A 15,409-nucleotide genomic window follows, 5' to 3' on the forward strand; every position below is an offset into this window, starting at 1 on the left:
ATGGACGACACAGACGACCCGGATGACGCCGCGTTGATCCGCAAGGACTTCGCGGCGTTGTTCGACCGGCACGCCCCGCACATCCACCGCTATCTGGCTCGTCGTCTCGGTGACCAGTCGGCTGACGATCTGGTCGCCGAGACGTTCCTGACCGCGTTCCGTCGCCGGGCCTCGTTCCGGGCCGATCAGCGGGACGCCCGCCCGTGGCTCTACGGGATCGCCACGAATCTGGTGGCCCAGCATCGCCGGGACGAGGTCCGCCGGCTGCGCCTGCACCGGGCGGTACCGCCGGAGCAGGACACGGCTTGTCACGCCGACCGGGTGGCCGCCGACGTCACCGCCGCGGCGCTGCGTAACACCCTCACCGAGGCTCTGGCCGATCTCGCCGACGGCGACCGCGACGTGCTGTTGCTCCTCGTGCAGGAGGAGCTGACGTATGAGCAGGTCGGGGCGGCACTCGACATTCCGGTGGGCACGGTCCGGTCCCGGATGCATCGGGCCCGTGTCCAGCTTCGCGCCGCGCTCGGCGGCAGCAACCCGTTGATCAGCACCGATGTGGAGGTTCACCATGGATGAGATCACGCTGGTCCGGGACCTGGGCGAGGAGACCGCACTGCCGTCGTCGCAGCGCCTGGCCGCGTCGCGGATGACGCTGATGTCCGAAGTCGCACCTGTCGCGAAAAAGAGTCGCCGGTGGGCCGCTCTGCTGACGGCTGCCGCTGCGGCCGTCGTGGCGGCGGTGGCGATCCCCCAGGTCGTGACGACGCCGGCCGCCCAGCCCGCACCCCCGGCGGCGAGCGCGCCGGAAATGACTCCGGTAGCGGCCTTCCTGAACGCGGCGGCGACCACCGCGGCGAAGGAGAAGGACGTCGTCCCGCGCGGCGATCAGTACCTCTACCTGCGATTTGTCGAGTTCGACGGCACTCTCAACGAGGCCTGGTTGTCGATCGACGGCCAACACGACAGCAAGGGCCGCGGCGAAGACGGCGATTACCACGTCTTCCGGGGTGAACCGATCCCGCGCTACCTGCCGGACATGCCCACCGACCCGGCGGCGATGTCCGTCTGGATCAAGAAGTACGTCAAGGACCGGACCGGGGCGGACCATCTCGACGCCATCAACAAGTTCATCGGCGTCCTCCCCACCACCGTCTGGATGCGGCCGGCCCAGCGGGCGGCGTTCTACCGCGCGATCGGCCTGATCGACGGGAACCGCCTGGTAGAGGGCGCGCAGGACTCCCGCGGCCGGACCGGCGTCGGCGTGGCCTGGGTCAGTCCGGGCACGACCGAGGAACGTGTCCTCTGGGTCTTCGACGAGAAGTCCCACACGCTGCTCGGCACCAAGGATTCCAGCCTCGATCGGATCGCTCTGGTGGACCGGATCGATCAGAAGGGCTGAACCGCCAGGTGGGCGGCGAGTCCCGCCCGCACCGCGCGGGCCAGGTCGACCGCGCCGGGAGTGTCGCCGTGCACGCAGATCGACCGGACCGGGCAGGGCGTGACGGTGCCGTCGACGGCGATCACCTCGCCGTCGACGGCCATCCGCACCACCCGGGTGACCACCTCGTCCACGTCGTGCACGATCGCGTCCGGCTGGTTGCGTGGCACGAGACGGCCGTCGGCCAGGTAGCCGCGGTCGGCGAAGCCCTCGCCGACCACGGAGAGCCCGGCTTCGACGGCCCGGGCGGCCAGCACCGATCCGGGCTGACAGAGCACCGGCAGCGCGGCGTCGTAGGCGAGCACGGCGTCGATCACCGCGGACGACTGGACCACGTCGACGGCGGCGGTGTTGTAGAGGGCGCCGTGCGGTTTGACGTACCGCACCCGGTCTCCGGCGGCCTTGCAGAACGCTTCCAGGGCGCCGATCTGGTACAGGATGTCGTCGCGTAGCTCGTTACGGTCGTAGTCGATCCGCCGCCGCCCGAACCCGGCCAGATCGCGGTAGCCGACCTGGGCGCCGACCGCGACGCCCTTCTCGGCGGCGAGGCGGCACACCCGGTACATCGTGGACGGGTCGCCGGCGTGGAAGCCGCAGGCCACGTTCGCCGAGGTCACCACGTCGAGCAGGGCGTCGTCGTCGCCGAGGCGCCAGGCGCCGAAGCCTTCACCGAGGTCGGCGTTCAGGTCAATCGAGCTCACGGAATCTCACCGTAGTCCCCGGCCGGGCCTGGGCAAGGGGCGTCACGTCGCCGACCACGCCGATCACCGGGTAACCGCCGGTGGTGGGGTGATCGGCGAGGAAGATGATCGGCTGCCCGTCGGCCGGCACCTGCACCGCGCCGAGCACCACTCCTTCGGAGGGCAGTTCGCCGGCCTTGGCGCGGGTCAAGGCGGTGCCGGCCAGCCGGGTGCCGATCCGGTTGCTCAACGGACTGATTTCGTACGGGGTACCGAACAGCCCCGTCCGATCGAACCAATCGTCACGTGGCCCGAGCCGCAGTCCGAGTACCAGCTCACCGGTGACCCGCGCCGGCTCGCCCACGATCGGGGCGCCGGTGACCGTTCCGACCGGGAGGACGGCCCCGTCGGTGAGCCGGTCCGGTCCCAGCCCGGACAGGGTGTCGGTGGAGCGGCTGCCCAGCACCGGTTCGACGGTGATGCCCCCGGCGACGGCTAGGTAGGACCGCACACCCCGGGTGGCCCGCTTGACGTCGACGATCCCACCGGCCGGGACTTCGAAAAGCTGGTATCCGCGCAGCCGCTCGACCGGCCGGCCGTTGACGTCGACATCGGCGACCGCACCGGTGACCGCCACCAGGGCCGCTGACGCGAACCGCAGCGTGCAGCCGAGCAGCGTGGTCTCCAGCCCGGCCGCGTCGTCAGGGTTGCCGACGAACCGGTTGGCGAGTCGCAGGGCGGGCATGTCCAGGGCGCCGGAGCGGGGTACGCCCAGGTGCGCCCAGCCGGGCCGGCCGAGGTCCTGCACGGTGGTGAGTGGCCCGGCCCGCAACACGGTGATCACGTGGTCACCAGCTGGACCCGGGTGCCGGGGGTGAGAAGGGCGGGCTGCTCCCGTCGTACGTCGAAAAGGGTTTGATCGGTCCTGCCCACCAACCGCCATCCGCCCGGCGACGCAGTGGGGTAGATGCCCGCCCAGCCGCCGGCGAGTGCGACCGATCCGGCCGGCACGCGAGGCCGCGGAGCGTCGAGCCGGGGCACCGCCCACTCATCCGGAAAACCTCGCAGATAGGCGAAACCGGGCGCGAAGCCGGAGAAGGCGACAGTGAGCCGGGTCTCGACCAGTCGCTGCACCGCCTCGTCCCGGGTGACATGCCACAGACCGGCGACGGAGTCCAGATCAGCGCCGTCGAAGACCGTCGGGATCTCCACGATCCGGCCGTCGGCACGGTGCTCGCCCGGGGCTGGCTCCCAGGCCGCCAGAAGGGCTTCCGTGCCCGGCGCGACTCCGTCGAGGAGCACGGTCCGGGCTCCCGGGACGATTTCCACCGCCTGCAGCTCGCCCGCCGCACGACGGCGCCACAGCTCGGCACGCCAATCTTCCACCCGATCCGCGTCGGGGCACTCGATCAGTAGCCCCCAGGCCCCCACCCGTCGTATCTTCATGAGGAAATCATCCGGTGGAGTCAACCGTATCCGCCGTCACTACCCACTAGTAACCTACGGTGCCGTAACCTGGAATGCGTGACGACCTCAGCCCCGTTCCGGATGAAGCCGACCGACCTCGGCAAGCCGCGACTACGCGGCCGGTTGCATCAGTACGCGTTCTTCGTAGCCCTAGTCTGCGGCGTCGTGCTCAGCTCGATCGCCCTGAGCCGGCCAGGCATCTCACCGTTTCTCAGCTGTCTGATCTACAGCGTCACGGTGTGCGGCCTGTTCGGCACCAGCGCCCTCTATCACCGCAGGGTGTGGAGCGAGCGTGGCTACCAGATCATGCGTCGCGCCGACCACTCGATGATCTTCATCTTCATCGCCGGCAGCTACACGCCCTTCTGCGTGCTGCTGCTCGAAGGCACCCAGCAGTTCGTGCTGCTCGTCCTCGTCTGGGGCGGCGCCCTCGGCGGGGTGGCCCTGAAGATGATCTGGCCACACCTGCCCCGCTGGGTGGGCGCACCGCTCTACGTCGCGCTCGGCTGGGTGGCCGTCGCGATCATCCCCGAAGTGCTGCACGTCGGCGGCGTGACCTGCCTGGTGCTGCTGCTCGTCGGCGGCGCGATCTACACGATCGGTGCGGTCTTCTATGCGCTGCGCCGGCCCAACCCCTGGCCGACCGTCTTCGGTCACCACGAGTTCTTCCACGCCTGCACACTGGTCGCGGCGATCTGCCACCACATCGCCGTCTACTTCGCTCTGTACGCCTAGCTCCACACATGACTGCGGGCCCCCTGGATTCCCAGGGGGCCCGCAGTCATGTGTGGGTCAGGAGTACGCCGGGGGAGGCGGCGGCGGGACGTCGTCGCGACGAACCTCGCGGTACTCGGTGGTGTAACCGGCTCCGGCAGCCGGCTGCTGCGACCGGGTCACCACGGTGCGGCGACGGTTGCTCCAGAACACCAGTGTGATCACGAGACCGGCGAAACCGGCCAGCATGAGAATCCAGCCGATCACACCGATGTCCAGGCCACTGATGTCCGCCTCTACAGCGAACGCCAGGATCGCGCCCAGAGCGATCAGGAAAATGCTCGCGCCGATGCCCATCGGACCCTCCTTGGGTGGGTGTCCGCTCGGCCGGGCGCCGATCGCTCGACCGTGATGAATGCGTCGATCGAGCGTTACCCGCCCGTACCGAATCCCAATCAGGCAAGCTGTCCCGATGACCACGCGGACGCTGATTCTGCTGCGCCATGCCAAGGCGGAGATCCCCGGTGACTTCGACGACTACGACCGCGCCCTCAGCGAGCGCGGCAACGCTGACGCGGACGCGGCCGGCTCCTGGTTGTCCGACGAGCGCCTGCACCCCGACCTGGTGATCTGTTCCCCCGCCAAGCGCACCCGGCAGACCTGGCAGGGCGTCGCCATCGCCCTGGGGCAGGGCCCGGCCGCCCGCCCGGCACCCGAGGTGCACTACGAGGACTCGATGTACCTGGGCCGGGGCGGCGAGGTCTTCGAGCTCCTGAAGGCGGTTCCGGATACGGCGCGCACCGTCCTGGTGGTCGGCCACAACCCGACGATGTCCGAAGTGTCCGCCCTGCTACTGCCGGACGAGCAGTACACCGGCACGGTCCTGGAGATGAAGACCTCCGGCCTGGCCGTCCATACCGGCGAGAAACCGTGGTCGTCGGTGGAACCGGGCTCGATGCGCCTGATCCGGTCCCACACCGCGCGAGGCTGAACCCTACTTCCGGTACCAGGTCCGAGCGTCACGTGCACTGTCCACCGACGAGGGCCCGGCAGACGTCGTTGTCCGCCGAGCCCTCGTCAGTTTTCAGGAGAGTGGGAAAAGTCTGGTCAGAACGCGTCCTCGTCCAGGTCCATCAGGTCGAGGGTGGTGTTCTCGATGATCCGGCGGTCGGAACCGATCCGGGGCAGGATCTCGCGGGTGAAGAAGCGGGCCGCGGCCACCTTGCCGGTGTAGAACTTCTTGTCCGCGTCGGAGACCTCGCCGTTCAGGGCGTTGAGGGCCACCTCGGCCTGACGCAGCAGCAGCCAGGCGAGGACCACGTCGCCGAAGGCGAGCAGGATCCGGCGCGAGCTCAGGCCGATCTTGTAGAGCTCGCGGGCCTCGCCGTTCTGCACCGCACCGAGCCAGCCCAGAGTGACGGTGAGGATACTCTGCATCTCACCGAGGGCCTTGCCGAGGGCGAGCCGCTCGTCCTTGAGCTGACCGTTGCCGGCCTCGCTCTCGATGAAGCCCTGGATCTCGGCGGCGATCGTGCCGAGCGTGCGGCCGCCGTCCTTGACGATCTTGCGGAAGATCAGGTCGAGGCTCTGGATCGCGGTCGTGCCCTCGTACAGGGTGTCGATCTTCGCGTCCCGGACGTACTGCTCCAGCGGGTAGTCCTGCAGGAAGCCGGAGCCACCGAAGGTCTGCAGCGACTCGGCGCCGAGCAACTCGTACGCCCGCTCGGATCCGACGCCCTTGACCAGCGGAAGCAGGAAGTCGTTGATCTGGCTCGCCGCCCGGGCGGTCTTCTCGTCACCGGCGGCCTGCGCGATGGCGATCTTGTCCTGCCAGGTGGCCGTGTAGATGACCAGGGCACGGAGGGCCTCGGCGTACGACTTCTGGAGCATCAGCGAGCGGCGTACGTCCGGGTGGTGGGTGATCGTCACCCGCGGCGCGGCCTTGTCGGTGTTCTGCACCAGGTCGGCGCCCTGGACACGGTTCTTCGCGTACTCCAGCGCGTTCAGGTAACCGCTGGACAGCGTCGCGATCGCCTTGGTGCCGACCATCATCCGGGCGTTCTCGATGATCATGAACATCTGCCGGATACCCTGGTGCACCTCGCCGAGCAGCCAGCCCTTGGCCGGGGTGCCGTGCTCACCGAAGGTCATCTCACACGTGTTGGAGACCTTGATGCCCATCTTGTGCTCGACGTTGGTGGCGTAGACGCCGTTGCGCTCGCCGAGGTCACCGGTGGCCGGGTCGAAGTGGTACTTCGGCACGATGAACAGCGACAGGCCCTTGGTGCCAGGGCCACCCACACCTTCGACGCCCACCGGGCGGGCCAGCACGTAGTGGATGATGTTGTCGCTCAGGTCGTGCTCACCCGAGGTGATGAAGCGCTTGACGCCTTCGATGTGCCACGAACCGTCGGCCTGCGGGATGGCGCGCGCCCGGCCGGCACCGACGTCCGAGCCGGCGTCCGGCTCGGTGAGGACCATGGTCGAGCCCCACTGCTTCTCGACGAAGAGCTTGGCCCATTCCTTCTGCTCGTCGGTGCCCTCGATCCAGGTCACGTGCGCGAAGGACGGACCGGACGAATACATCCAGATCGGGGCGTTGGCACCCAGGATCTGCTCGGCGACGGCCCAGACCAGGCTCCGCGGCGCCGGCGTGCCACCGAGGCCGGACGGCAGGTCGAGCCGCCAGAACTCGGAGGCCATGAAGGTCTCGTAGGACTTCTTGAACGACTCCGGCAGCGGCGCGGTGTGCGTCGCGGGGTCGAAGACCGGTGGGTTGCGGTCGGCATCGGCATAGCTCGCGGCGAGGTCCTCGCGGGCCAGCCGGTCGACCTCCGCGAGCACGTCGCGGGCGGACTCCAGGTCGAACTCGTCGAACGGCGCCTGGCCGAGTGACTTCTCCGCTCCGAAGACCTCGAACAGGTTGAACTGGAGGTCCCGAAGGTTGCTCTTGTAATGCGTCATGGTGCTTGGCCCCGCTCTCCCGGACGCGAGTTACCCGTCAGTAACCCCACTGTATTACTGATCGGTAGGTACCGACAACCCGGGCAGGGTTTACCGATCGGCCCACCAGGACGGGGCGGTTGTCCGTCCGATCAGATGGCGGCCGGGACAGCCGTTCGGCCATTTGCGTACTTCGACACGCAGGCGGCGTATCGCGGGCCCGCACTGGTCGTTTCACCGGATAGACAGCCACGAACAGGGGGATGCCATGTTCGCCACGATCAAAAGCCTGATCCCGGAGCCCCGACAGGCGAACCAGCCGCGCAACTACGTCGGGCGGCACCGTCAGCCCGACCAGATGCCAGCCGCTCCGGCACCGGCTTCGCCGACCGGACCGGTCGCACCCGAGCCGCAGGACAACGCGGCGGCCTAACTACCGGCCGCACCGACTTCCCAGCTCGGCACCGAGACGGCAGTGCCGCCGTCCGGTCCGGCGTACTCCAGCAGGACCAGTGCGATGTCGTCCTCGAGACGGCCGTACACCCAATCCACCAGCGCCGTCTCCAGCGACGCCAGCCCATCGCCGACCGTGCCGTGGCCCAGCAGGCGCCACGCGCGGTCGGCGGTCGGGAAGAACTCGCCCTCCCGGCGCGCCTCACCCAGGCCATCGGTGAAGAGCAGCAGCCGGTCCCCCGGCTCCAGCCGCTCGACCCGGGCCTTCACCTCCGGCATGAAACCCAGCGGGGGAGCCGGCGCCGGCGGCTCCAGCGGGATGACCTGGCCCCGGCGCAGCAGCAACGGGGCCGGGTGTCCACAGTTGACGATGGTCAGAGTGCCGCCGCGCTCCTCGACCAGGGCCGCCGTCACGAAGTCCTCGTCGCCGACACTGCGGGCCACCGCCCGGTCCAGGTCCTGCACGATGGTCCGCAGATCGGCCCGCTCGTACGCCACATGCCGGTACGACCCCAGCACGATGCTCGCCAGCCGGACCGCGTCCAGGCCCTTGCCCCGGACGTCCCCGATGATGATCCGCACCCCGTACGGCGTGTCCAGCGCCTCGTAGAGGTCACCACCGATGTCGGCCGCCGCGGTCGCCGAGATGTAGCGCCCGGAGATCGCCAGCGCGCCCACCTGCGGCCCGATCGGCCGCAGCACCGCCTGCTGAGCCACCGCCGCCAGCTTCAACAACTCGGCGATCCGGTCGGCCTGCCGCTCCCGGATCGTGGCACCGGCCGCCGCCACACCCGTCGCCAGCACGATGCCCATCAGATTGACCAGGCCGACCATGCCACTCGGGGTGCCCGCGATCCCCACGCCGCTCTGGGTGCCCGCGATCCCCACGAAGATCGCGCCGACCACTGTCGCGAGCACACCCGATGCCAGCACCAGCTGCCACACCGCGAAGACCGCGGCCAGGAACGGCACCGCCGCGAGCAGCCCGACGAAGTCCGCCTGCGGCCGTTCGGCCGACTCCACGGCGGACACGACGGCGAGCAGCACGAGAGCCGCGCCGACGCCGGCGCGGTTCCCAGGGCTCAGCGGGCGTCGCCCCGCCAGGAAAGTAGACATGGTTCGCCGACCAGCATGCCCGATCAGACGCGCGTCGGGTATCAACTTGACCCGTAGGCTGAGCAGGTTCTGACCTGCCGGAGGTACCGGTGTCATTCGGTCGGTCCAACAAGGGCGACAGCCGGTGACAGGATGTCTGCGTGACCGACGATCTCCGTGATCTTCTCCGAACGGCCTTCCACTGGACCGACCTCGGCCCCGGAAGCGATTACCTAGTCAGCGATCGCTCCGGTTGGTGGCGTGATCCACGGATCCTCGACGGACTCGGCCCTGCCCTGGCTGACCTCTTCGCGGCCGAGAAGCCGACCGTCGTCGTCGCGCCCGAGGTCACCGGATTCATGGTCGGGCCCCTGGTGGCGCGAGCCCTCGGGGTGGGTTTCGTCGAGGCGTACCGGGCCGGTGCCCGCCGGGCCATCGCCGAACCGATGATCTGGATCGACATCCCCACCGACCACCGCGGCGACGTCCAGCGCCTCGGCATCCGGGAGAAACTGGTCGGCCCCGGCGACCGTGTCCTAGTCGTCGACGACTGGGCGGCCACCGGGGCTCAGGCCCGCGGGCTGCGAGAACTTCTAGGTTCGCGGTACGTGGGAGCCGCGGTCATCGTCGACGAATGCCCACCCGGGGTTTCCGCCGAACTGTCCATCCGCAGCCTGCTGACCGGAGTGGACCTGGACCCGGCCTAGTTTTTCCGGGTGCGCTGGTAACCGGCCAGCGCACCACGGGCCGGGTGCCAGCCGATGGCGGCGTAAGTGGCCAGACCCCGCTGCACGTACGGGTCCTCGGCGATCAGCTCCTGAGCCTCAGCCTCGGTGTCGACGTCCAACAGGATGATGCCGCCGGTCGGCGGGTCGATCCGCCCGGCGGTGACCGAATAGCCGGCCTCCTCCAGCCCGGCGAGGTAGCTCAGGTGGTCCGCCCGAGCAGCGTCCACCTCGTCAAGCGGCTTCAGGTACGTCGAAATCATCAGATACACGCCGACCATCGTAGATCCGCCGCCTACGCGGCCTCAGCCTTCGGCCGAAAGCTGAGGCTCAGGTCGACGTCGAACGCCCGTGCCGGGCTCGGACATGCGCCGATCACGCAGCTCCACCCAAGTCATGGCATCGATGGCATGACTTGAAATCGACGATCCCGGTGACCCGATCGGGTGAGGGTGGTGCGGACGTTTGCCGGGGTGGTGACGATGGCGATCCGGCCGTCCGGCCGGTGTCGATCCGCCCTGTTCAGGGCTACTTTTCCGGGGTGCAGATCCAGATCACCGCGGTTCCCGACGCGGCGCTGAACGCGGCCGCCACCCGGCACGGCCTGCGGCGCCCGGTGCTGGTCGCCCGGCTCGGCGGCTGGGGACTGCTGCTGTTCGCGGTGCTGTCGCTGGCCGTCACCGGCACCCTCGACGCGGTGCTGCTGGCCGGCGGCGCGGTGCTCGCCGTGGCCGTCCCGGTGCTCCTGATCAACCACACCGCCCGTGGGCTGCGCGCCGGACGGCCGACGACCTACGAGTTCAGCGAGGGCGGTATCGCCAGCGCCGACACCGAGAGCCGTCATGCGTACACCTGGCGGGCTGTCCGTTCCGTCGAGGAACTCTCCGGCCAGCTGCTCTTCCGGCTCGGTGGCGCCCGCCTGCTGCCGGTGCCGACGGCCGGGCTCAGCCCCGCCCAGATCGAGCAGGTCCTCGGCACCGCCTCCGCGCAAGGCCTGCCCGTCCGGCGCAAATAAGGCAGATTCCACCGATTGGCGTACGTCCAGGCAAGGTCAGGTGGTCGGCCAGGTCCGGAAGTTCTGCGCCGACCGGCTCGGCGTCGGGCCACGCTGGTTCTGATAGCGGGAGCCGTAGACACTCGACCCGTAGGCGTGCTCGGCCGGGCTGGACAGCCGGAAGACGCACAGCTGACCGATCTTCATCCCCGGCCAGAGCTTGATCGGCAGATTGGCCACGTTGGAGAGTTCCAGCGTGACGTGCCCCGAGAAGCCCGGGTCGATGAAGCCGGCCGTCGAATGGGTGAGCAGTCCGAGCCGTCCCAGGCTGCTCTTTCCCTCCAGGCGCGCGGCCAGCTCCTGTCCGAGAGTGACCACCTCAAGCGTCGACGCCAGGACGAACTCGCCCGGATGCAACACGAACGGCTGACCATCCTCGACCTCGAGCGGGGCAGTCAGGTCGTCCTGCTGCTCGGCCGGGTCGATGTGCGTGTAGAGGTGGTTGTTGAAGACCCGGAAGAACCGATCCAGGCGAACGTCGACGCTGGACGGCTGCATCAACGTCGGCTCGAACGGATCCAGGGCGAAGCCACCGGATTTGATCTCGGAGACCAGGTCCCGGTCGGAGAGCAGCATCGGATCACCATACCGACCTGACACCGACCTGCCCGAATCGGCGTGTTCAGTGGCCGACTAGAACGTATGTTCGATAGACTTCCCCCATGGCTTCCTGGTCCGATTTCGCCGCCGCCGAGCCGGCGCTCGCCGACGGCATCCGTGCGCTCCTGCAGCAGTACGGCCCCGGCATGGGCTACCTCGCGACGATCCGCCCCGACGGCGGCCCACGAGTGCATCCGGTGTCGCCGGTCTTCACCGAGACCGGCCTCTACTGCTTCATCGTCGACTCTCCGAAGCGCCGCGACCTGGAACGTGACGGGCGGTATGCACTGCACGCCTACCCGCCGGAGGACAACGACGACGAGGCCGGCCTGACCGGTCGCGCCGTCCCGGTCCGCGACCCACGGACCATCGCTCACCTGGCCGGCACCCTGCATGCCTCGCCCGACGTCGACTGGTGCCTCTTCGAGCTGACCATCGAGACGGCGATGCTCCGCCACCACGGCCCGGCCGGCGCCCTTCCGCTGGCGGCGACCCCGTTCGTCCCCGCCTACGCCCGCACCTGGCGGGCCCCACGCCGCACCCGCCGCCCACTGGCGGTCGCCAGCTGACCCAGCGGCGTCAGTGGCTGGTGACCCGCATGCGTTCGCACAGCCCGCGCAGTTCGGAGCCACCGGCCTGACGACGGGAGCGGTCGAGCAGCGCCCGAGTGGTCTCCGCCAGCTCCAGGGAGGTGCGTACGTGCTGTGGCGCGATCCGCTCCGCAGTGAGCAGGAACCGGATCGACTCCCGGTCCCGGCCACCGATGCGGGCCAGGGCACGAGCCGTGTCGGCGTAGTAGAAGACCTGCCGGACACCTGCCGGGATCGCCGCCGGATCGGTTCGGCGGGCGATCTCCATGACCCGGGCCGGGTCGCCGTCGTCGACTTCGATGCTCATCTGCCAGATGTCCACGTTGGTGGGCCCGAAGTACATCCGCATCGTGTCGGTCTCCCCGGTCCGGCAGGCCAGCACGGCCGCCTCGGTCAGCCAGTCCCGGCTGTCGTCGAGGCGCTTCCGGCAGCGGCTGGCCAGGGCGGCCACCAGGTACAACGTACCGAGAATCTCAGGTCCTCCGGGCCTGCCGAGATGCCGGCTCAGGTCGTCCGCGGCCCGCTCGGCCAGAGTCTGCCCCCGCTGGTAGGAACCGCAGGCGACAGCCGCGCGGGCCAGCGCGTAAGCCGCGTGCCCGCGCAGCACCGGATCGTCCAGGGCGTCCGCCGCGTCCCGGCACCGTTCGGCGCCGAGCCAGGCGTCCGCGGGATGCCCCAGATGCCGCAGAGCCGTGGAGGCCATCGAGGTCGCGTCGCAGAGCAGCCGCAACGCCTCGGCGTGATCCGGCCCCGCCGTCTCGGTGTGCAGGTCACGCAGCAGCCCCGGAAGCAGGCGTGCGGCCCCGGCGTAATCACAGACCCGATACAGCGCTTCCGCCAGGGCGACGCTGCGCCGCAGCTCGGCCATCGGCGGCGCGACTCCGTCCGGCGGATCGGTGAGGTCGATGTCGATCAGTGCCCGGCGCAGCCCGAGCACCCCCGCCCGCGCCGCCGCAGTGGCCCGATCCGGCGCCGGCACGTCACTGCCCGCCAGGTCAGCCGGCGCACATTCCAGCGCCCCCGCGATGTCCGACAGCATGAACCGGTTGTCGGCCGCCTGCAGCCCCCGTTCGATCCGGCTCCAGGTGGCGTGCGAAACCCCGGCCCGGCTGGCCGCATACCGAACACTCCACCCACGCAGCAGCCGCCGAGCCCGAATCCGCTCACCAACACCCGGATCAGCACTCCGTCGTGGGTTCATGGGCCCGACGGTAATCCTTCGATTCCAGAGAGTGGTCCATCCCCGTACCACCACGACCCCGTTCCACACCCACACCACCTGTTGCGATTGCTGCGTTGGTTGCGGATAATTCGTTTACCGTGAGGAGGTGGAGATGTCGGTAACGAGCCAGGTCAAACCGGATGCCGAGACGATCGCAGTTGCGGCGGAGGCACTACCGCGAGTGCAGAGGTACCTCCGCACTCACCCACAAGGCCCTGCAACCGTGCGAGTGGTCGACGACGGCGAAGGAGACGAGCTCATCGTCCCGCGCGGCGCCGTCGAACTGCTCGCCCGAGTATTGGCGCACATGGCGAATGGCCACAGCGTCTCGGTTGTACCCGAACATGCCGAGCTCACCACCCAACAGGCAGCCGATCTGCTGAATGTGTCGAGGCCCTACCTGATCGGCCTTCTGGAATCGGGCGAGATCGAGTTCCGTAAAGTCGGCACCCATCGCCGCGTGCTGGCCGGCTCCCTGATGGACTACAAACACCGGGATGACCTGAGACGTCGGGGAGCCGCGGACGAACTCGCCCAGCTGGCGCAGGACTTGGATCTGAGCTGACGCCGTGGCCTTCGTCGTCATGTATGACGCCAGCGTGCTCTACCCCAGCACCCTGCGAGATCTACTCATCCGGATCGCCCAGTCCGGTCTGGTGCAAGCCAAATGGACCGAGGAAATCCTCGACGAGATGTTCGCAGCCCTGCGGCGGCAGCGTCCTGATCTCGATCCCGAACGACTGGACCGTACTCGCTCGATGATGGGCACCGCTGTCCGCGATTGGAAGGTCAGCGGCTACTCAGCCCTCATCGAAGTTCTCAAGTTGCCGGACCCAGACGACCGACATGTACTCGCCGCAGCGATCAAAGCGAAAGCCCAGGTCATCGTCACGGCGAACTTGCGCGACTTCCCTGCTGCGACCCTGCATGAATGGGATATCGATCCCAAATCGCCTGACGAATTCGTCCGTGACCAGATCAGTCTGGACCGGAGCAGGGTCTACGCGTCGGTCCAGCAGATCGCCGACTCATGGAAGCGGCCACTCGGCACCATCGAGGATGTACTGGAAAGACTCGAACGCTCCGGCTTGGCAATCAGCGTCGCAGAGCTACGAGCCAGGCCATGACCCTGCCAAACACCGAGAACGAAACGACAACGCAAGCCGACTGGCCAAACTCTGCCGCGACGTGAGGGTCACGCGCACCAACCGGTGACGCGGGTCTGCACTTCCACGACCTATGCCACACGGGCCCTCGGCCCGCCGAAGTCGAGGGCAGATGTGCGGCCGTCGCCCTGCCGGAGGCGGCCCTACCCCCAGCTGATGACGCGTTGATGGCCCCGCCGATGCTCGCGAATCCGGTTGCCGGGTAACCGATGATGGTCGCTGATGACGACAACACGAGGCGAAAGCGATCAGGCCAGTCTTCAGCGGCGGCTGGAGGTATTGAAGCTGCCGGTTGTGCCACTGAAACGCCATGGATTTCTGGCACCCTCAGGCCGCGCGAACACGGAGCGCGAGCCCGAGGCGGTCGGCGTGGGGCCCGATGGCACGGCGTTCGCCGTCTGGTCACACCGGATGGATTCCCGACGCAAGCAGGTGACCTGGCATCTCGGTGGCAAGGGGATCCGGACGGTCGGTGCCATCGATGTGCAGACAGACCTTCGCGTGTCGTTCGTGCAACCGCTCCCAGAGGGGCGGGTCCTGTTGGCGGCGGCTCGCGCCGGGCGTGGCGAGATCAACGGTGAGGTATGGACACGCGACGGCAGTCTGGAGTCCCAAGGCCACCTCGGTGATGCCATCGAGGAACTGCAGACGACGCCGTCCGGCAAAGTATGGGCCGGATATTTCGATGAGGGAGTGTTAGGTGGAAGAGGGCCAGAGGGACACGGCCTTGCCCGGTTCAACCAAGACCTGACCGTCGACTGGCTCTACCCGCACGATGCCGGGCTTCCCTACATCTCTGACTGCTACACGCTCAACCTGCACGGTGAAACTGCCCACTTCTGCCCTTACACCGACTTCCATATCCAGTCAGCGTCAGGTGACCAGGTTACAGATTGCGGAGAGTCTCCCTACCAGTCCGCGCACAACATGCTGGTCAGTGGCACAGACCGAGCTCTTCTAGCAGGCTGGGGCTCCGAGTACGACGTCGTGACGCTGCTGCGCATTGGCCGAGACGGCGTGCGCCGCATCGGCGGGCAGTGCCGCCTCGTGCTACCCGATGGCATCGAAGCACAACGCCTCCGTTACACCTGCCGGAGCGCTGACCTGCACGCCTTCGCCCGAGGCACTTGGTACCGCACCAACATGGACGAGTTACAGGCTGTTGCGCTGAGCGCAGTATCGGACGCGGAGATCGAGTGACGGCCCATCCCTGGTTCAGGATGGCCTAGAACGACGGAAGCCCTGGTCGGACCATCGGTCCT

20 protein-coding genes are annotated in these 15,409 nt (G+C 68.5%); 11 read left to right on the forward strand and 9 right to left on the reverse strand.

From position 1 onward, the window contains the following. A complete protein-coding gene (locus tag BLU81_RS32785; RefSeq protein WP_092550044.1) occupies positions 1-576 on the forward strand; it encodes an RNA polymerase sigma factor in 576 nt (191 codons plus the stop codon). Beyond that, the gene (locus BLU81_RS32790) at positions 569-1,399 is read left to right on the forward strand and encodes a CU044_5270 family protein (RefSeq protein WP_092550047.1); all 831 of its coding nucleotides are present in this window, start codon (positions 569-571) and stop codon (positions 1,397-1,399) included. The genes BLU81_RS32785 and BLU81_RS32790 overlap by 8 nt, the downstream gene beginning before the upstream one ends. On the opposite strand, the gene BLU81_RS32795 is transcribed toward BLU81_RS32790, so the two are convergent. The 3 genes from BLU81_RS32795 to BLU81_RS32805 are packed head-to-tail and all read right to left on the reverse strand — an operon-like array spanning position 1,387 to position 3,564. Then, on the reverse strand, positions 1,387-2,130 hold the full coding sequence (locus BLU81_RS32795) for a LamB/YcsF family protein (protein WP_092557973.1): 744 nt from the start codon (positions 2,128-2,130) through the stop codon (positions 1,387-1,389). The two genes, BLU81_RS32790 and BLU81_RS32795, sit on opposite strands and share 13 nt — an antisense overlap. Next, positions 2,126-3,061 carry a 5-oxoprolinase subunit C family protein gene (locus BLU81_RS32800; RefSeq protein WP_092550050.1) on the reverse strand — a complete coding sequence of 312 codons (936 nt, stop codon included), beginning with the start codon at positions 3,059-3,061 and terminating at the stop codon, positions 2,126-2,128. Before BLU81_RS32800 ends, BLU81_RS32795 begins: the two co-directional genes overlap by 5 nt. Next, complete coding sequence (locus BLU81_RS32805; protein WP_092550053.1) at positions 2,959-3,564, reverse strand: 5-oxoprolinase subunit B family protein; 606 nt, start codon at positions 3,562-3,564, stop codon at positions 2,959-2,961. Before BLU81_RS32805 ends, BLU81_RS32800 begins: the two co-directional genes overlap by 103 nt. Positions 3,565-3,642: 78 nt before the next feature. Here BLU81_RS32805 and trhA point away from each other — a divergent pair, with 78 nt between their 5' ends. Beyond that, positions 3,643-4,320: a PAQR family membrane homeostasis protein TrhA gene (gene trhA / locus BLU81_RS32810; RefSeq protein WP_092550056.1), complete on the forward strand. Its 678-nt coding sequence runs from the start codon at positions 3,643-3,645 to the stop codon at positions 4,318-4,320. Positions 4,321-4,377: 57 nt separating this feature from the next. Here the strand turns inward: trhA and BLU81_RS32815 are convergent, their stop codons facing one another. Then, entirely contained in the window at positions 4,378-4,656 is a 279-nt protein-coding gene (locus tag BLU81_RS32815) for a DUF6458 family protein (RefSeq protein WP_092550059.1), read from the reverse strand. Positions 4,657-4,771: 115 nt separating this feature from the next. Between BLU81_RS32815 and BLU81_RS32820 the strand changes: the two genes are divergently transcribed. Then, positions 4,772-5,290, forward strand: a complete 519-nt coding sequence (locus BLU81_RS32820) for a SixA phosphatase family protein (RefSeq protein WP_092550062.1) — start codon at positions 4,772-4,774, stop codon at positions 5,288-5,290. 116 nt (positions 5,291-5,406) lie between these two features. Here the strand turns inward: BLU81_RS32820 and BLU81_RS32825 are convergent, their stop codons facing one another. Next, positions 5,407-7,263 (reverse strand): acyl-CoA dehydrogenase, encoded by a 1,857-nt coding sequence (locus tag BLU81_RS32825; RefSeq protein WP_092550065.1) that lies wholly within the window; start codon positions 7,261-7,263, stop codon positions 5,407-5,409. Positions 7,264-7,510: 247 nt separating this feature from the next. On the opposite strand from BLU81_RS32825, the gene BLU81_RS48725 reads away from it, so the two are divergent. Continuing rightward, entirely contained in the window at positions 7,511-7,675 is a 165-nt protein-coding gene (locus BLU81_RS48725) for a hypothetical protein (protein WP_157751870.1), read from the forward strand. On the opposite strand, the gene BLU81_RS32830 is transcribed toward BLU81_RS48725, so the two are convergent. After that, positions 7,672-8,811 (reverse strand): PP2C family protein-serine/threonine phosphatase, encoded by a 1,140-nt coding sequence (locus BLU81_RS32830; RefSeq protein ID WP_092550068.1) that lies wholly within the window; start codon positions 8,809-8,811, stop codon positions 7,672-7,674. The two genes, BLU81_RS48725 and BLU81_RS32830, sit on opposite strands and share 4 nt — an antisense overlap. A 140-nt stretch (positions 8,812-8,951) precedes the next feature. Here BLU81_RS32830 and BLU81_RS32835 point away from each other — a divergent pair, with 140 nt between their 5' ends. Beyond that, a complete protein-coding gene (locus BLU81_RS32835; protein ID WP_092550071.1) occupies positions 8,952-9,497 on the forward strand; it encodes a phosphoribosyltransferase family protein in 546 nt (181 codons plus the stop codon). On the opposite strand, the gene BLU81_RS32840 is transcribed toward BLU81_RS32835, so the two are convergent. Next, positions 9,494-9,796, reverse strand: coding sequence for a YciI family protein (locus BLU81_RS32840; RefSeq protein WP_092550073.1), 303 nt, complete (start codon positions 9,794-9,796; stop codon positions 9,494-9,496). The two genes, BLU81_RS32835 and BLU81_RS32840, sit on opposite strands and share 4 nt — an antisense overlap. 260 nt (positions 9,797-10,056) lie before the next feature. Between BLU81_RS32840 and BLU81_RS32845 the strand changes: the two genes are divergently transcribed. After that, positions 10,057-10,530 carry a YcxB family protein gene (locus BLU81_RS32845; protein WP_092557975.1) on the forward strand — a complete coding sequence of 158 codons (474 nt, stop codon included), beginning with the start codon at positions 10,057-10,059 and terminating at the stop codon, positions 10,528-10,530. Between the two features lie 36 nt (positions 10,531-10,566). On the opposite strand, the gene dcd is transcribed toward BLU81_RS32845, so the two are convergent. After that, positions 10,567-11,145: a dCTP deaminase gene (dcd, locus tag BLU81_RS32850; RefSeq protein ID WP_092550076.1), complete on the reverse strand. Its 579-nt coding sequence runs from the start codon at positions 11,143-11,145 to the stop codon at positions 10,567-10,569. Between the two features lie 86 nt (positions 11,146-11,231). Here dcd and BLU81_RS32855 point away from each other — a divergent pair, with 86 nt between their 5' ends. Continuing rightward, complete coding sequence (locus tag BLU81_RS32855; protein ID WP_157751871.1) at positions 11,232-11,738, forward strand: pyridoxamine 5'-phosphate oxidase family protein; 507 nt, start codon at positions 11,232-11,234, stop codon at positions 11,736-11,738. Between the two features lie 10 nt (positions 11,739-11,748). Here BLU81_RS32855 and BLU81_RS32860 read toward each other — a convergent pair whose 3' ends face one another. Continuing rightward, complete coding sequence (locus BLU81_RS32860) at positions 11,749-12,960, reverse strand: helix-turn-helix domain-containing protein (RefSeq protein ID WP_092550079.1); 1,212 nt, start codon at positions 12,958-12,960, stop codon at positions 11,749-11,751. A 250-nt stretch (positions 12,961-13,210) separates the two neighbouring features. Between BLU81_RS32860 and BLU81_RS32865 the strand changes: the two genes are divergently transcribed. From BLU81_RS32865 to BLU81_RS32875, 3 genes are all read left to right on the forward strand, one after another. After that, positions 13,211-13,546, forward strand: coding sequence for an excisionase family DNA-binding protein (locus BLU81_RS32865; RefSeq protein WP_231953616.1), 336 nt, complete (start codon positions 13,211-13,213; stop codon positions 13,544-13,546). Between the two features lie 4 nt (positions 13,547-13,550). Beyond that, a complete protein-coding gene (locus BLU81_RS32870) occupies positions 13,551-14,108 on the forward strand; it encodes a PIN domain-containing protein (protein ID WP_092550082.1) in 558 nt (185 codons plus the stop codon). Positions 14,109-14,369: 261 nt separating this feature from the next. Then, positions 14,370-15,347: a hypothetical protein gene (locus tag BLU81_RS32875; RefSeq protein WP_157751872.1), complete on the forward strand. Its 978-nt coding sequence runs from the start codon at positions 14,370-14,372 to the stop codon at positions 15,345-15,347. Positions 15,348-15,409: the final 62 nt, after the last annotated feature.

The organism is Actinoplanes derwentensis (assembly GCF_900104725.1).
Taxonomy (GTDB): Bacteria; Actinomycetota; Actinomycetes; order Mycobacteriales; family Micromonosporaceae; genus Actinoplanes; species Actinoplanes derwentensis.

What these genes read in the sequence shown, in the direction of transcription:
- BLU81_RS32785 (WP_092550044.1), top strand. Translation starts at nt 1, where the DNA reads ATGGACGACACAGACGACCCGGATGACGCCGCGTTGATCCGCAAGGAC.
- BLU81_RS32790 (WP_092550047.1), top strand. Translation starts at nt 569, where the DNA reads ATGGATGAGATCACGCTGGTCCGGGACCTGGGCGAGGAGACCGCACTG.
- BLU81_RS32800 (WP_092550050.1), bottom strand. Translation starts at nt 3,061, where the DNA reads ATGGCGGTTGGTGGGCAGGACCGATCAAACCCTTTTCGACGTACGACG.
- BLU81_RS32805 (WP_092550053.1), bottom strand. Translation starts at nt 3,564, where the DNA reads ATGAAGATACGACGGGTGGGGGCCTGGGGGCTACTGATCGAGTGCCCC.
- BLU81_RS32815 (WP_092550059.1), bottom strand. Translation starts at nt 4,656, where the DNA reads ATGGGCATCGGCGCGAGCATTTTCCTGATCGCTCTGGGCGCGATCCTG.
- BLU81_RS32820 (WP_092550062.1), top strand. Translation starts at nt 4,772, where the DNA reads ATGACCACGCGGACGCTGATTCTGCTGCGCCATGCCAAGGCGGAGATC.
- BLU81_RS32825 (WP_092550065.1), bottom strand. Translation starts at nt 7,263, where the DNA reads ATGACGCATTACAAGAGCAACCTTCGGGACCTCCAGTTCAACCTGTTC.
- BLU81_RS48725 (WP_157751870.1), top strand. Translation starts at nt 7,511, where the DNA reads ATGTTCGCCACGATCAAAAGCCTGATCCCGGAGCCCCGACAGGCGAAC.
- BLU81_RS32830 (WP_092550068.1), bottom strand. Translation starts at nt 8,811, where the DNA reads ATGTCTACTTTCCTGGCGGGGCGACGCCCGCTGAGCCCTGGGAACCGC.
- BLU81_RS32840 (WP_092550073.1), bottom strand. Translation starts at nt 9,796, where the DNA reads ATGGTCGGCGTGTATCTGATGATTTCGACGTACCTGAAGCCGCTTGAC.
- dcd (WP_092550076.1), bottom strand. Translation starts at nt 11,145, where the DNA reads ATGCTGCTCTCCGACCGGGACCTGGTCTCCGAGATCAAATCCGGTGGC.
- BLU81_RS32855 (WP_157751871.1), top strand. Translation starts at nt 11,232, where the DNA reads ATGGCTTCCTGGTCCGATTTCGCCGCCGCCGAGCCGGCGCTCGCCGAC.
- BLU81_RS32860 (WP_092550079.1), bottom strand. Translation starts at nt 12,960, where the DNA reads ATGAACCCACGACGGAGTGCTGATCCGGGTGTTGGTGAGCGGATTCGG.
- BLU81_RS32875 (WP_157751872.1), top strand. Translation starts at nt 14,370, where the DNA reads ATGACGACAACACGAGGCGAAAGCGATCAGGCCAGTCTTCAGCGGCGG.